This is a genomic window from Proteus sp. LHD240705 (assembly GCF_047921555.1).
Classification (GTDB): Bacteria; Pseudomonadota; Gammaproteobacteria; order Enterobacterales; family Enterobacteriaceae; genus Proteus.
Window position 1 is genome coordinate 339,907 of record NZ_JBLRMI010000003.1, and the last position, 13,847, is coordinate 353,753.

Annotated in this window: 17 protein-coding genes and 1 tRNA gene; 7 read left to right on the top strand and 11 right to left on the bottom strand. The window is 36.3% G+C overall.

Going from position 1 to position 13,847, the window contains the following annotated elements; genetic code table 11:
* Positions 1-321: 321 nt before the first annotated feature.
* Positions 322-783, top strand: a complete 462-nt coding sequence (gene matP, locus ACNART_RS07560; RefSeq protein WP_088493264.1) for a macrodomain Ter protein MatP — start codon at positions 322-324, stop codon at positions 781-783.
* A 179-nt stretch (positions 784-962) separates the two neighbouring features.
* Here the strand turns inward: matP and ompA are convergent, their stop codons facing one another.
* Positions 963-2,054 (bottom strand): porin OmpA, encoded by a 1,092-nt coding sequence (gene ompA / locus ACNART_RS07565; protein WP_198620521.1) that lies wholly within the window; start codon positions 2,052-2,054, stop codon positions 963-965.
* Between the two features lie 349 nt (positions 2,055-2,403).
* Positions 2,404-2,955, bottom strand: coding sequence for an SOS-induced cell division inhibitor SulA (gene sulA / locus ACNART_RS07570; protein WP_109373552.1), 552 nt, complete (start codon positions 2,953-2,955; stop codon positions 2,404-2,406).
* A 228-nt stretch (positions 2,956-3,183) separates the two neighbouring features.
* Between sulA and ACNART_RS07575 the strand changes: the two genes are divergently transcribed.
* Complete coding sequence (locus ACNART_RS07575) at positions 3,184-3,792, top strand: TfoX/Sxy family DNA transformation protein (RefSeq protein WP_109373553.1); 609 nt, start codon at positions 3,184-3,186, stop codon at positions 3,790-3,792.
* A gap of 70 nt (positions 3,793-3,862) precedes the next feature.
* Here ACNART_RS07575 and yccS read toward each other — a convergent pair whose 3' ends face one another.
* Positions 3,863-6,031: a YccS family putative transporter gene (yccS, locus tag ACNART_RS07580; protein WP_198620523.1), complete on the bottom strand. Its 2,169-nt coding sequence runs from the start codon at positions 6,029-6,031 to the stop codon at positions 3,863-3,865.
* Between the two features lie 114 nt (positions 6,032-6,145).
* Here yccS and helD point away from each other — a divergent pair, with 114 nt between their 5' ends.
* A complete protein-coding gene (helD, locus tag ACNART_RS07585) occupies positions 6,146-8,197 on the top strand; it encodes a DNA helicase IV (protein ID WP_368927088.1) in 2,052 nt (683 codons plus the stop codon).
* A gap of 2 nt (positions 8,198-8,199) precedes the next feature.
* On the opposite strand, the gene ACNART_RS07590 is transcribed toward helD, so the two are convergent.
* Positions 8,200-8,658 carry a methylglyoxal synthase gene (locus ACNART_RS07590; RefSeq protein WP_075673145.1) on the bottom strand — a complete coding sequence of 153 codons (459 nt, stop codon included), beginning with the start codon at positions 8,656-8,658 and terminating at the stop codon, positions 8,200-8,202.
* Between the two features lie 137 nt (positions 8,659-8,795).
* Here ACNART_RS07590 and ACNART_RS07595 point away from each other — a divergent pair, with 137 nt between their 5' ends.
* The gene (locus ACNART_RS07595) at positions 8,796-9,209 is read left to right on the top strand and encodes a CoA-binding protein (protein WP_109373556.1); all 414 of its coding nucleotides are present in this window, start codon (positions 8,796-8,798) and stop codon (positions 9,207-9,209) included.
* Positions 9,210-9,288: 79 nt separating this feature from the next.
* On the opposite strand, the gene hspQ is transcribed toward ACNART_RS07595, so the two are convergent.
* Positions 9,289-9,609, bottom strand: a complete 321-nt coding sequence (hspQ, locus tag ACNART_RS07600; protein WP_006537351.1) for a heat shock protein HspQ — start codon at positions 9,607-9,609, stop codon at positions 9,289-9,291.
* Positions 9,610-9,805: 196 nt separating this feature from the next.
* Between hspQ and ACNART_RS07605 the strand changes: the two genes are divergently transcribed.
* Positions 9,806-10,087: an acylphosphatase gene (locus ACNART_RS07605; RefSeq protein ID WP_198620525.1), complete on the top strand. Its 282-nt coding sequence runs from the start codon at positions 9,806-9,808 to the stop codon at positions 10,085-10,087.
* 34 nt (positions 10,088-10,121) lie between these two features.
* Here the strand turns inward: ACNART_RS07605 and tusE are convergent, their stop codons facing one another.
* The gene (gene tusE / locus ACNART_RS07610) at positions 10,122-10,451 is read right to left on the bottom strand and encodes a sulfurtransferase TusE (RefSeq protein WP_023581360.1); all 330 of its coding nucleotides are present in this window, start codon (positions 10,449-10,451) and stop codon (positions 10,122-10,124) included.
* Between the two features lie 182 nt (positions 10,452-10,633).
* On the opposite strand from tusE, the gene ACNART_RS07615 reads away from it, so the two are divergent.
* A tRNA-Ser gene (locus tag ACNART_RS07615) sits at positions 10,634-10,721 on the top strand.
* Between the two features lie 165 nt (positions 10,722-10,886).
* Positions 10,887-12,071, top strand: a complete 1,185-nt coding sequence (locus ACNART_RS07620) for a tyrosine-type recombinase/integrase (protein ID WP_416303577.1) — start codon at positions 10,887-10,889, stop codon at positions 12,069-12,071.
* 3 nt (positions 12,072-12,074) lie between these two features.
* Here the strand turns inward: ACNART_RS07620 and ACNART_RS07625 are convergent, their stop codons facing one another.
* The 5 genes from ACNART_RS07625 to ACNART_RS07645 form a co-directional block, all read right to left on the bottom strand.
* Positions 12,075-12,281: a helix-turn-helix transcriptional regulator gene (locus tag ACNART_RS07625; RefSeq protein WP_004244695.1), complete on the bottom strand. Its 207-nt coding sequence runs from the start codon at positions 12,279-12,281 to the stop codon at positions 12,075-12,077.
* Between the two features lie 29 nt (positions 12,282-12,310).
* Positions 12,311-12,505 (bottom strand): hypothetical protein, encoded by a 195-nt coding sequence (locus ACNART_RS07630; protein ID WP_161747976.1) that lies wholly within the window; start codon positions 12,503-12,505, stop codon positions 12,311-12,313.
* 80 nt (positions 12,506-12,585) lie between these two features.
* On the bottom strand, positions 12,586-13,188 hold the full coding sequence (locus tag ACNART_RS07635) for an MT-A70 family methyltransferase (RefSeq protein WP_416303489.1): 603 nt from the start codon (positions 13,186-13,188) through the stop codon (positions 12,586-12,588).
* Complete coding sequence (locus ACNART_RS07640; RefSeq protein ID WP_416303490.1) at positions 13,175-13,549, bottom strand: phage protein NinX family protein; 375 nt, start codon at positions 13,547-13,549, stop codon at positions 13,175-13,177. Before ACNART_RS07640 ends, ACNART_RS07635 begins: the two co-directional genes overlap by 14 nt.
* On the bottom strand, positions 13,542-13,727 hold the full coding sequence (locus ACNART_RS07645) for a hypothetical protein (protein WP_416303491.1): 186 nt from the start codon (positions 13,725-13,727) through the stop codon (positions 13,542-13,544). Before ACNART_RS07645 ends, ACNART_RS07640 begins: the two co-directional genes overlap by 8 nt.
* Positions 13,728-13,847: the final 120 nt, after the last annotated feature.

Sequence of the window (13,847 nt, forward strand, 5' to 3'; positions counted from 1 at the left end):
AGATATCGTATAAGTCGATACCTATCCTGCAATAAGACGGTTCTTTAACTGTCATCAACTGCATAGGCAGGGAATATGTACCGCTACGACCTTATAATGACGGGTTAATAATTGGTCATTAAGGTTTTATGATAGCGACGCTCGATTCTATCATAACGTGCTCAGAAAACTATCCCTTATCAAGGCTTGTTATTAATTGATAAGAAAGATTATCTAAAATAACTTTGCCTATAAAATAGTCAAAAAATTTCGGTTCAGTGGCAGTATTTTTGTAAAATTGTTGATATGCTACTATATAGTTACGTTGTCACGGGGATTTGTATGAAATATCAACAATTAGAGAACCTAGAATGTGGCTGGAAGTGGGCCTATCTAGTAAAAAAACACCGTGAAGGTGAATTAATTACCCGTTATATAGAAAAAAGTGCCGCTGATGAAGTTGTCGAGCAATTGTTGCTTCTTGAATCACAACCATTAAAAGTTTTAGAGTGGATAGATTTGCATATGAATCCTGATTTATCTAATAGGATGAAGCAAACGATTAGAGCTCGCAGAAAACGTTATTTTAATGCTGAGCATCAGCATACGCGCAAGAAATCAATCGATTTAACGTTTAAAGTTTGGCAACGCTTATCTGCATTGTCACAACGAAGAGGGATCACATTATCAGAAACGATCGTGCAATTAATTGAAGACGCTGAACGAAAAGAACAATATGCATTAAAAGTGCATAGTTTAAAAGATGGACTCATTGAGTTATTAGAACGCGATAAAGAAAAATAAGTTACATTATTCTTAGCTTACTGGCTTCGACAATTTATTTGTTTTTATTGTGATATTTCATACTGGCCTGAAAACGTTCTTGTCTTTATATTTTGATCTAATTTTATCTCCATAAAAGAAAAACCCTGCCAATGGCAGGGTTTTGAATTCATCAACAGTAGATTATTCTACTATCTGAATTATTTACCAGCAGGAACAACAACTTCAGTTGTACCTTGGATTTCGATCTCAACACGACGGTCTGGCGCTAAGCAATCGATCAGAGCTGAACGAGCTTTAACGTTGTCACATGTGTTGCCAGTAACTGGGTTTTCTTTACCACGACCTTCTGCAGAGATGCTGTTTGCAGGGATACCTTTAGAAACCAGGTAATCAACTACAGATTGAGCACGTTTTTCTGACAGAGGCAGGTTGTAGTTTTGTGAACCGATACGGTCAGTGTAACCGATAACTACTACACGACCTTGAGTTGGGTCGATGTTAGCCAGTTCAGCGTACAGACCATTCAGAGCTTCTTGACCTTCAGCTTTCAGAGTAGATTTGTTGAAGTTGAACAGAACGTCTGAACGCAGAGTAAAGGTTTTGTTCTCAACAACTGGAGCTGGAGCTACAACTGGTGCTGGAGCTACAACTGGAGCTGGAGTTTCTTGGTTGAAGCGGTAAGCAACACCAACACTCAGCATGCCGTTGTCTGGACGTGCATTCAGAGTACCTTTATCACCGATGTTGTTGATCCATTGATATTCAACACGGGTAGCGATGTTTGGAGTGATCGCGTATTCAGTACCTAATGCGAATACTGGAGAAACGCCAGTATCGTTATTAGAGAAACGTTCTTGAACTGGAGATGCTGAAGTAGCATTTTTAGTTGCAGAAGAATCTGCACGCCATACCATACCACCTAAACGAGTATAAACGTCTAAGTCTTCCATTACTGGATAACTTAATTTAGTGGTTAATTGGATACCTTGAGCACGGAATGCACCGTTGTCATATGAACCTTTATAAGTCATACGACCTAACCAATCGTAACCCAGTTCAAAACCTAAGTATTGGTTGTATTGATAACCAGCAAATGCACCTGCACCTAATTGATCACGGTGAGTGTTACCATTACCGATAGAAGTACCATCGAAATGGTTGCTAGTACCTTGGTATTGAGACCAACCTAATTTACCACCGGTATACCAGGTATTGTCTTTTGGAGCTGCTTGCGCTGCAGTTGCGAAAGCTGCCACTGCCACTGCTAATGCGATAGCTGTCTTTTTCATTTTTACGCCTCGTTATCATCCAAGTTAGGCATTTGGCTTTAAGCCTTATTATTTGCCCTTGGTTAAATTATTGTTAGGAATCCAATGCTTTCATCAAATGATGATCCCGAAAAATGGGATTTAAAGCATAACCTTAACGACATAAAGTCTACAATGAACTTAAAAAGTTACAAGTAATCCTTTAAAATTCGACTTAAAATTTTAAAAAGATCCGTCTTATTCCACAATGGGAAAGATTCTGTATTTTTGTTAAATTTCTTGTAACTATATGATTTAGGTTATAAATACTTTTGACTTATCTTAAATGACACAAGGGTGTTTTGAGTATTAGGAAAACTCTTAAATTTCACTAATGGTAGTGAATTGAATGAATTTTTACGGAATTCAAATGTCGTTTAGATGTATTAGTACTTTCTAAATGGATATTTGAATTAACTTGCTGTCGCATAATAAACCCAAGGGTTTTTCCTTTACTTGCAGCAGATTCTAATCGTTTCATCTCTTCTGACGATATTTCTGGTAACCAACCGAGTACTACACTGTAATTACCACTCATCAGTGCTTTTTCCATTAAATCAACAGTAGTTATCATATTTATATGATTTAACTGGATTATTTTGTTAAGTGGTAATCCTGCGTTTTTTAACCAAGTACGATTTAGTTTTTGTTGTGGGTTTAGCCACAATAACCAACGCGATTCATGACTATACTGTTTCAGTAATGGCAAAAGGATGTGATTAATGACGAGCGGGTTTTGGTAGAGAAGTTCACTCACCATACCTTGTTTATTATTACTATCGTAAGTCGCCACTGTTGAAGGGATAGATAGAGGTAATACCTCATTTGAGATCTCTTGGAGAATGGCGTTCTGTCTTGTCGGAGATGATGTTGAGAGTTTCATATTTACCTCGTTCCATATGTACTGTATGAATATACAGTATCTCTATATTTCGCTTAAATCAAGCTCATTTTTTTGAAAGTTCCTCTCAAATTTTATGTAAATCTCTATTTTTAAGTCGTCAACTATTGGCAATATAAAGGAAATTCTTTATTGTCCTTCTTGTTATGTTTATGCATGTTTTTGAATTCAAATATAAAATTTAATCTTAAAGTATGTGTTGGAGTTTCAATGTTATTTTTACCTGAGCAAAGGAAGGCTCATTTATTATCGCGTATTGCGCAATATGGAGAGTTAACAACAAAGTCTCAATTTGGTGGTGTTAGCTTAATGATTGATGATGTTATGTTTGCTATCACGTCAGATAATGAGTTTTATTTAAAAGGAAGTGGTTTTTTAGAAACTCTTTATAAGGCAACAAAAATGAGTTCCTATACCTATTTGAAAAAAGGAATTCCTATCATATTGCGTTATTACCATATAACGGATTCGCTATGGAAAAATCAGCAGAAATTAGATCAATATATTGATATGTCATATCACTACAGTATTCAAGAATATTTAGGACAACGAAAGAAGCCTTGCAGAATAAAAGACTTACCTAATCTAGGTGTGATATTAGAAAAAAGGTTGAATCAAATTGGCATTAATCAAGTTGAAGAACTGCGTTTAATCGGTGCTAAAGCGTGTTATCTAAAATTAATGCATAGCCACAATTTGAGAAATAGTGAACTTTTACTTTCATTGGCAGGAGCTATCGTTGGGTGCCATCGTTCTGTATTACCTAGTCAACTTAAAATGGAGTTATTAGATTGGTACAACGAATTATCTTTTCAATAAGATAAAAGTAATGACTGTTATTTTCTCTAATGTACTTATGGCAATTAGAGAAAATAACGTCAATATGGGACTAAACTTGGGGTTTAGGTAGGCTGTTTGATTCGCTTTGCTCAATAATTTGGATACAACTAATAATTTGTGGCAGCAAATCCAATAGTAATCGGATTTGAGTGAGTACTAATTGAATGCGAGGATTATCTGCATTAGGTAATAGGTTGATCCTTTCAATTAATTCTACATGAGATTGCTTAAATCCTTCGTCTTGTGGCGTTTTGCGACGTAAAGCAGAATCGATATAACAAACCGTATCATTAAGCAATGTAAGTACATTCTCATCTTCTATTTTTGAACGATGAACGCCAAGTGCAGAAATATAACTGAGTAAAGTGTGATTTAAGCAAAGCAACTGGAAAGCCACTTCTTGGGATGCTTGATAACTTTTTGGCTCTGATGACATGTTTGAGATCAATGATGCTAATTCACCATCACTGCTATGAGCATTTCGACGAGCAATTCGATAACTCAAGCTATTATTTTTTCCTTGGTAATATTGAATAAGGATGGCGTCAAGATAATAGCAGTTATTCGTCATTGTTTTTTGAATAACAACGGGCAGTTGACGGAATTTCCAATCAGGCCAAATAAAGCTAACAGCAAACCATGCTATGGCACAGCCAATTAAGGTATCGATAATACGAGGAAGGGCAACATCATAACCTTCACCAAGCAAATTGAAGCTTAATAAAACCAATAAAGTAATAAATAGTGTGGCATGTGCATATTGTATGGTTCTAAATGCGAAAAAGAGCGTACCCGTTATCACAATTAAAACAAGTTGCCCTTCAATTGAAGGAACAAAATATAAAATAGGGAAGCCAATTAAAATACCAATAATAGTACCACTTACTCGTAAGGTAAGACGTCGGCGAGTGGCATTGTAGTTAGGTTGGCAAACAAACAGACTGGTGAGTAATATCCAATAACCTCTGTCTAATTGGAAGAATTGAATAATGGCATAGCCAATACATAAAACGAGTGACATCCTAACGGCATGTCTAAAAAGCGCCGATTTAGGTGTAAGGTGTTCTTTTATTCTTAGTGCAATATCGCGCCATCCAGTTAAACCATCATCAGAAAGTTGCGTTTCTTCCTTTTGGTCGTGGGATATTTGGTATTGCTCTGTACTAATACTTCGTAAAAGCGCATCAATACCTTGAAGATTTTGCAGTAAATTATTTAAAGGCGTTATTAATTGTGGCTCTGAAGTCGTATTTTTTAAATGATTTAGTGCATTCTCTAAATAATTTATAGCACGTTCTAATGAAGGGTTATGCTGATATTTTTTATGCCAAAGAATAGATTGTGCAACTTGTTCACAAGCTCGTGCCTGCATAGAAAGCAAACGTTGAAAACGAAATAACACATCGCTATGTCGCAATTCATTACTTAATAGTTGGTATTGAACATGCGACGAACTTGCTCGCTCATGAATATCTTGAGCAACAAAATAGTAATGAAGAGTGAAACGGCTACTACGTTGGCCTCTATCACCTTTTAATCGACTTAATAATGTAACTTTAGTTTGGTTCATCGTGTCAATTAATTGGCTATTTGCCATTGCTAAATTATAAAGCGAATGTTGATAGTCATCTTCGATATCAGGATCAAATAATGTCGCTTTAGCTTCGAGGTAAGTGGCAAGTTGTTGGTAGCAACGAGTTAAATTGTCCTGAACTGGGCGAATTGGGAATAATAAGTGACCAACTAATGTTAATGAGTTATACCAAATAGCGCCTAACAGTAGTAAAACGGGTTGTTCATACCATTCAGGGAAAATAGGCATACCGAGCATAGTATAAATTGCGATTAATAAAGCACCAAACGCAATGGTTGCGTACCGTTGGCCTAAAGCGCCTAATAAAATAAATCCCCAAGTAGAAATGGCTAAACCACAAAAGAATAAAATAGGATATGGGTAAAGTAATCCTATTGATGCTGAAGCAAGAAGAAAACAGCATAAAGTGATAACAAGGTTTTTTAAACGGCCAACAAGCCTATCATCTAAGTCAGTTAATGCTGCCGCAACCACTCCTAAAGTTAGCGGAATTGTGTATTTAGGCTCTTGCCCTAAGATCCAAGGAAACAAAGTCGTTCCTGTAAGCGCGATTATTATGCGAATATAATATAAAAAGTGGCTATTATAGATAAATCGGCGGGCGCCATTTAGCAAAGTGAACACAAAAAGCCCTTAAATAAACAAGATGAAGATAATTACCTCTTAGAATATAGGGTTTATCACCGATTAAAAAGAGCTTAACAACAGACTATTTGTTATTTATTGCAGGAATTACGTATGGAACTGAAATCCACCCCGATGGGACAACGTTTAGCACAGCATCCTTATAATAGAGTCAAATTGTTAAATGCTGGTATTGAAGTCAGTGGTGAAAAACATCAGTATTTAATTCCTTTTAACGAATTGATTAATATTTTCTGTAAAAAAGGAATTGTGTGGGGGGAATTAGAATTTTTATTGCCTGAAGATAAAGTTGTTCGATTGCATGGAACAGACTGGGAAGAAACTCAGCAGTTTTATCGTTATCTTTATCAATCATGGCAAAATTGGAGTAAAGAAATGAGCGAAATAAGTGCTCAGGTGCTTGAAAAGCAACTCCATAATATTAATGAAATCACTCAATCAAATAGATGGATAAAAAAGTCTAAGCTTGTTGAGATCCAACAATCTATCAAAGAAAGCTTTTCTGCTATTCCCCTTCCTCTTGAACGCCTTACTCAATTTGATAATTGCCATAGTCTTTATCAGCAATGTTTAGAATGGTTAAAGCAAGGTGACGCACTTATTAATAAAGAAAACTCTGCATGGGTAACTCAAATATTAAATGAGTATGCGGAATTTTTTAATACGATTGAATCATCGCCATTAAATGAATCGCAGTGTCGTGCTGTGATTAATGGTGAAGAAAATATTCTTGTTCTGGCTGGTGCGGGCAGTGGTAAAACATCAGTATTAGTCGCGAGAGCAGGCTGGTTATTACGTCGTCAATTAGCACAGCCAGATCAAATCTTATTACTTGCTTTCGGTCGTAAAGCCGCACAAGAAATGAATGAAAGACTTTCTAGTCGTTTAAATGCCGATATTATGGCAAAAACGTTCCATGCACTGGCATTATCCGTTATTCAACAAGCGACTAAAAAACAACCCAAAATTAGTGAGCTTGAAATAAATAGTGAAAAAAGAAGAGCGCTATTATTAGGTGAGTGGCGAGAGCAGTGCCAACAGAAAAAAGCACAAGCAAAAGGGTGGCGAGAGTGGTTATCTCAGGAGTTAGAGTGGGATATTCCTGATGGTGAGTTTTGGCATGATAAAAAATTAGAAAACCAAGTTGCCGTAAGATTAGAGCGTTGGATTGGTTTATTAAGGATGCAAGGCGGTAGCCAAAAATCTCTGATTGAAAGTGTACAACCCGAATATACAGAAGCCTTTAAAAAGTATTTAAAATTATTATCTCCATTATTAAAAGCTTGGAAAACTGCATTAAAAGAGGAAGATGCGATCGATTTTTCGGGCTTATTACATCAAGCTATCAATCTTATTGAAAAAGGGCGTTTTATTAGTCCTTGGAAACATATTCTCGTTGATGAATTCCAAGATATTTCTCCATTAAGAGCTTCATTATTAACCGCATTAAAACAGCAAAATAAACAAACATCTCTATTTGCAGTAGGAGACGATTGGCAAGCCATTTATCGTTTTAGTGGCGCAGAATTATTATTAACGACTTCTTTCCATCACTCTTTTGGTGAAGGTGCTGAATGTGCATTAGATACGACTTATCGTTTTAATGACACGATAGGAAATGTTGCCAATACGTTTATTCAACAAAATCCAGCTCAATTATCTAAGCCTTTAAATAGTTTAGTGAAAGGTAATAAAAAGTCAGTTGTGCTGTTATCTGATGATCAACTTGAAAATCTATTAAATAAAATGAGTGGTTATGTAGAAGAAAATGAAACTATCCTTTTACTCGCTCGTTATCACTATTTAAAACCAGAATTATTAAAAAAAGCGAAAACACGTTGGCCTAAATTAGATCTACAGTTTATGACTTTTCATGCTTCAAAAGGGCAACAAGCGGATTACGTTATTATTTTAGGTTTACAAGAAGGCAAAGATGCTTTTCCAGCACCAGCAAGAGAATCGATTATTGAATTGGCATTACTGCCTAGTGTTGAAGATTATCCTAATGCAGAGGAGCGACGCTTAATGTATGTCGCTTTAACAAGAGCAAAAAAACAAGTATGGCTATTATTTAATAAACAACAGCCATCTTGTTTTGTTTCAGAACTAAAATCTCAAGGTGTGCCTATACAGCGAAAACCTTAGGATTATTTTAATCTCTCTTTTAAATAACCCTCATAATCTGGAATTTTAATTGTAGATTCTTGTGAAAAGAGAGGTGATGAAATTAAAAAATTCGCAGTTGCACGATTTGTTGCAACTGGGATGTTCCAAACTGTAGCTAAGCGTAGAAGAGCTTTAACATCGGGATCGTGCGGAACAGCATTTAATGGGTCCCAAAAGAAAATCATAATATCAATTTTCTTTTCAGCGATCATTGCACCTATTTGTTGGTCGCCACCCATAGGACCACTTAGCATTTGAGTAACAGTAAGGCCAGTGTGGTGATTAATTAAATTACCGGTAGTTCCTGTTGCAAATAACTTGTGTAGAGACAGTTGTTCACGATTATTTTCAACCCATTCCAGTAATGAGCTTTTACAGTGATCATGGGCAACAAGCGCGATATTTTTTTCTTTTAAGAGCGTGCGGTCAATTTGTTCCATTTGATACCTTTAAAAATAAATATAGTAATTATTCCAGTTTTCAAAATACCTTTTTTTTATCTTAGAAGCTATGAACAGATCAAGATACTATGATGTATCATAATATTTTCAATCTTCATGATGAACGGAGTAGATAAATGGTGGATTCAGACATTTATGACATTTTAAGAAGCGTTAAAACCATTGCGCTTGTTGGTGCGAGTAATAAAGAAGATCGCCCAAGCTATAAAGTCATGAAATTCCTATTAGAACAAGGCTATGATGTTATTCCTGTCAATCCAGGTATGTCAGGGCAGACCTTATTGGGGCAACCATGCTATGCCTCATTAAAAGATATTCCTGTTGCTGTTGATATGGTTGATGTTTTTCGTCAATCTGACGTAGCATTAGAAATTGCGCAAGAAGCCATTGAAATTAATGCCAAAGTATTATGGTTACAGATTGGTGTTATTAATGAAGATGCTAAAAATTTAGCCGAAGATGCAGGGTTACGTGTGGTAATGGATCGTTGTCCTAAAAAAGAAATTGAAGCACATGGTCTTCCTTGGTAATACGCTAAAATAAAATCGCCGAAAACAAATTCGGCGATTATCATTTCATTCAGATTACTGGTTATGTAGATTAATTGGGTTAATTTCTTAATCGTGGTGCCTGTAATTGGCTACGAATTGACTGTGATAACTCATCTAATGAGTCATTATCTAAGTGTTCATCTGAAACTTCATAGGTTATCTGCGCTTCAGCAAGATAAGTATGAACAGGTTGTCCTTCATCATCTTCCATCACAACATGGTACCAAGGTGCTGCTCGCAAGGTCACATTAGATGCAATATCATCCTCATTAGGTTGATCAAGGGAATATTCAGCATCCACATCGACAACAACGCCTAAGTAGCCGAGTAATTTATGTCTAACCTGCTGTCCTATCCCAAATTTGCTGGCGGTCATCATAGTATCACCTCCATATAGCCTTGCTTATTGGTTACATATATGAGGTCACAAAGTGAAATTTCAAGGGTTTGAAAAAATATAATCCTTTGCTTTCATTATGAATAAAAAACCTCACAAAATCAGATTATCTATTGTATAAAGAAAAGACAATAACCTAGACAGAATTTTTATTTGAAGAGGGTTACTAGAAGGGTATATGAAAATCGGTAGAGAATATATTATTCAAGGGCGTGTTCAAGGTGTTGGTTTTCGTTTTTTTACTTATCAGTGGATGAAAAAACAGCCAATAACAGGGTATGTTTGGAATCGTGATGATGGTAGCGTGGGAGTAAAGGCTTTTGCGGAAGAAAATGTATTAAAAGAATTTGAAGATTGGTTAGAAGCTGGTGGTCCAAGAAGTGCCAAAATTACATTTTGGTCAGCGACATCTTGTGAATATGAACCAATGGCAGACTTTTCAATCCGCCATTATGAGTAATATTATTTTAATGATCTTTTATCGAAAGATAATATTAAATACATTTAACGGGTTTTGGTAAACCAGCAAGTTTTGTCGCTTGTTTTGCAGGGCCTTTAGGAAACAAACGATAAAGATAACGGCTATTTCCTTTTTCATCGCCATATTTTTGTGCAAGCGCTTTTACTAACATCCGAATAGCAGGGGAGGTATTAAATTCTAAATAAAACTGGCGAACAAAACGGATAATCTCCCAATGTTGTTCTGTAAGCTCAATTTCCTCTAGTTCAGCTAATGTTGGAACCATATCTTCATTCCACTCATTGCTATTTTTTAAATAACCGTGACTATCTGTCTCGATTTCTTTTCCGTTAAATACAAACATGTGCGTAGCAACCAATCAAAAATAATACCGCTAATTTAGCAAAAATAAGGAAAATACCCAAGTAGAACCCATAAATCGTTGATAAATTAAGCCATTGACTTGTAATGCGTTTAATTTTACGGCAAACAGTACAATAAGGGCTTTACAACATAAGCCTAGGTGTTTATATTGCTCCCCATTGCGGAGGGGTGGCCGAGCGGCTGAAGGCAGCGGTCTTGAAAACCGCCGATGGGAAACCATCCGAGAGTTCGAATCTCTCCTCCTCCGCCATTTCAATGTCTCCTAACATCTCCTGAAGTCTCCTTATTCCAGTAAAATCAAGCAATCCAATCAAATTATTGTCTCCTGAAGTCTCTTGACGTCTCTTGAAAGCTCCATTTTTTTGGGGTACAAATGGGGGAACATTATACCCCCTTAATATTTAATACCCCCAATATGAAACTAACAGTTAAGCAAGTTGATAGCAGTAAGCCAAAAGAAAAGGACTACAAACTATTTGATGGAGGCGGTTTATATCTATTAGTTACAAAATCAGGAAGTAAATATTGGAGATTAAAATACCGTATAGATGGCAAAGAAAAAGTTCTAGCTATCGGTGTCTACCCAACCATAACTCTCGCGGAAGCAAGAAAGAAAAGGGATGACGCAAAACGGCAGTTATCTGATGGCGTTGATCCTAACAAGATAAAGAAAGATAAGAAAAGGGATTCAAAGTTTGATGGAAGCAATACATTTAAAAGCATTGCTCTAGAGTGGTATGAGGGAAGAAAAGACCGGTGGTCTGAAGGTTATCGTGATGACATGATGGAAGCATTTGAAAATGATGTTTTCCCATATATTGGAGATCGCCCAATAGCAGAGATTAAACCTCTCGAATTGCTTGAAGTGCTTTCGATAATGGAGAAACGTGGTGTTACCGAGAAATTAAAGAAGGTGAGGCAACGTTGTGGTGAGGTCTGGAAATACGCCATTATCACTGGACGAGCTGAATACAATCCTGCTCCTGACTTAGCTAGCGCATTTATTCCGCATCAGCGAGAAAATTACCCGTACTTATTAGCTGATGAGTTGCCAGAGTTTTTATCTTCAGTAGATAAATATCAAGGAAGTCAGATCGTAAGAACTGCCTTAAACATCTTAATGCTCACTGGTTTAAGACCGGGAGAGTTACGAAAATCAGAATGGTCATTTATCGACTTTGAAAGCAAGACATGGAAACTACCAGAAAAAATCATGAAGATGGGTAGAGTACATGTTGTGCCAATGTCAGATCAGGTAATTTCTTTACTACGTCAAATACAGCCAATAAGTGGCGATTATCAGTATATTTTCCCTAGTAGAACTAACCATAAGAAACACCTGTCCGAAATGGCGATAAATACAATGATTGGTAGAATGGGCTATAGAGGCAGAGCTACTGGTCACGGCTTTAGACACACCATGAGCACAATATTGCATGAGAAAGGATTTAATACAGCGTGGATAGAGTTACAACTTGCTCATGTTGATAAAAACTCTATCCGTGGCACTTATAACCATGCGCTGTATTTGGAGGGGAGAAGGGAAATGATGCAGTGGTATGCTGATTATATAGACGAGCTGAGAAGTAAAAAGAAATAAAACTCAATTGATGGTATTATCAGGGCAACGAGCATTATTGATTCGTTGCTCTATCCATTCATCTACTTCACTTTCAATAAAACGAACTGAGCGAGATCCTATTTTTACCTGCTTTGGAAACTCTCCTTTATCTATTAATTTGTAAGTCCATGACTTGCTGTATCCTGTTCTATCTAAAACTTCATCCAAGCGTAATAGTTTATATTCCATCTTTCTATTCCTTTTGTAATTTCGTAATACTATCCATTCTTCCGTTTATATTGCTCATGATCATCACCACAATCTTTACTGCAATATGCACTATTAGGTGCAACCGTTTCTTCGTGACACCAAATACACATTCCGTTATGAGATTTAATTGCTGGTTTACGATTTGATAATGATGTTTGAATATGTAATTCGTTTATTTCATTTGCTGAGTCAATAATATCCATAATTATGCTTGTCCTGTTTCAATTAAATAAGTACACATAATGCTATTAGCTCTGCAAGTTCAGTAAATGTCATAATTCATCTATATTAATTTAATGCTTCCTTCTACTTGGTTGCCATATACATCCCAATCACCATATTTCTCTCGTGCAAATAATTCGAGTCGAGGAACATCTCCGTATAATTCTTCTAACCTATAATGTATTTCTTTTGGCTTTTCGCTATGCTCACCAAGACATGAATAAATAACTTGCCTAACACTTGCAGACTTACGAGGTAATCCATTACCTCTTGTGGCTATTAAACACATTTCAATATTTTGACGAGTGTAATTACCGCAATTAATCTTCGTCTCATTGTTTAATATTTCCATAAAGTCAAAGAAATCCTCTGGCGGTTTTTTATTTATTCTATCTCCTGCATTTTTATTTAATTTAACCCACGCAAACCCGAACATATTTTTAACTTTAAAATCCCACGCTTCTGCTAATTTAATTGCTTCGAGTGCAAAGTTTCCTGTGTACCACATAAACAGTACGGCATTTTTAGAGTAGTGTTTTTCTATTGGTAATCGGGAGAGGGAATATAAATCGGTGGTGTTGTAATGATTATCTGCTGCGCCATTTGAAACTTTGTTATTGTAAGACCAAGGTGGATCACACAATATCAAGTCATATTTTTTCATTCTCCGCATCCTTAATCATCAGAAATACTTCCATAGCGGCGCGTAGTGGGTTTGATTTATAGTTCGATGTGAAGCTGTTTGAAATATCACTTGCACACCACCAAGTTGACTCTCTACCATCTGACATATCTGCCATTAACGATATCAAGTTTTCAATAATAATCGGCATTGCGTCAGGCGGGTTGTTGCATGGGTCGAATGAGCCAACCTTACGAGGTGATCTAATAATTATTGCACTTTCACAACCAGAAACAGCGGAGCGACGATAATCTGTTGAACCGAATGGAAATGGAGTGGCGCCAATTAAGTCAGCTACCTTTTTATTAATCTCGAAATCAGATAGTTCGGTGTATTTATTCATTGATCAACTCCCAATATTCGCAAACTCCTTTCCTGATAATTCCACCTGCTTCTAAATGACCAATTACACAACTAACCTGACTTTTAGAGTATTCAGGACTACATAAGTAATATAATTCAGCATTTGTCAATTTGTTGTATTTTAGAAGATTAATTATTTCCTCTTTTAATTTATTCATCTCTCATCACCTCACCACAAACAACTTCAATATTCCTCACTGACATTAAATATTCAGCACGTTTATTGCATTCCGATTGCGTGTATATATCTTCCGTTACAGGTACAGCAGAACCCTGTA

Bases quoted from the DNA above. Each gene is read 5' to 3' on its own strand.
- ACNART_RS07605 (WP_198620525.1), top strand. From the start codon at position 9,806: ATGAAAATCGGTAGAGAATATATTATTCAAGGGCGTGTTCAAGGTGTT.
- ACNART_RS07590 (WP_075673145.1), bottom strand. From the start codon at position 8,658: ATGGAACAAATTGACCGCACGCTCTTAAAAGAAAAAAATATCGCGCTT.
- sulA (WP_109373552.1), bottom strand. From the start codon at position 2,955: ATGAAACTCTCAACATCATCTCCGACAAGACAGAACGCCATTCTCCAA.
- ACNART_RS07630 (WP_161747976.1), bottom strand. From the start codon at position 12,505: ATGGATATTATTGACTCAGCAAATGAAATAAACGAATTACATATTCAA.
- matP (WP_088493264.1), top strand. From the start codon at position 322: ATGAAATATCAACAATTAGAGAACCTAGAATGTGGCTGGAAGTGGGCC.
- ACNART_RS07625 (WP_004244695.1), bottom strand. From the start codon at position 12,281: ATGGAATATAAACTATTACGCTTGGATGAAGTTTTAGATAGAACAGGA.
- ACNART_RS07635 (WP_416303489.1), bottom strand. From the start codon at position 13,188: ATGAAAAAATATGACTTGATATTGTGTGATCCACCTTGGTCTTACAAT.
- ACNART_RS07640 (WP_416303490.1), bottom strand. From the start codon at position 13,549: ATGAATAAATACACCGAACTATCTGATTTCGAGATTAATAAAAAGGTA.
- ompA (WP_198620521.1), bottom strand. From the start codon at position 2,054: ATGAAAAAGACAGCTATCGCATTAGCAGTGGCAGTGGCAGCTTTCGCA.
- helD (WP_368927088.1), top strand. From the start codon at position 6,146: ATGGAACTGAAATCCACCCCGATGGGACAACGTTTAGCACAGCATCCT.
- ACNART_RS07575 (WP_109373553.1), top strand. From the start codon at position 3,184: ATGTTATTTTTACCTGAGCAAAGGAAGGCTCATTTATTATCGCGTATT.
- tusE (WP_023581360.1), bottom strand. From the start codon at position 10,451: ATGTTTGTATTTAACGGAAAAGAAATCGAGACAGATAGTCACGGTTAT.
- ACNART_RS07645 (WP_416303491.1), bottom strand. From the start codon at position 13,727: ATGAATAAATTAAAAGAGGAAATAATTAATCTTCTAAAATACAACAAA.
- ACNART_RS07595 (WP_109373556.1), top strand. From the start codon at position 8,796: ATGGTGGATTCAGACATTTATGACATTTTAAGAAGCGTTAAAACCATT.
- hspQ (WP_006537351.1), bottom strand. From the start codon at position 9,609: ATGATGACCGCCAGCAAATTTGGGATAGGACAGCAGGTTAGACATAAA.
- ACNART_RS07620 (WP_416303577.1), top strand. From the start codon at position 10,887: ATGAAACTAACAGTTAAGCAAGTTGATAGCAGTAAGCCAAAAGAAAAG.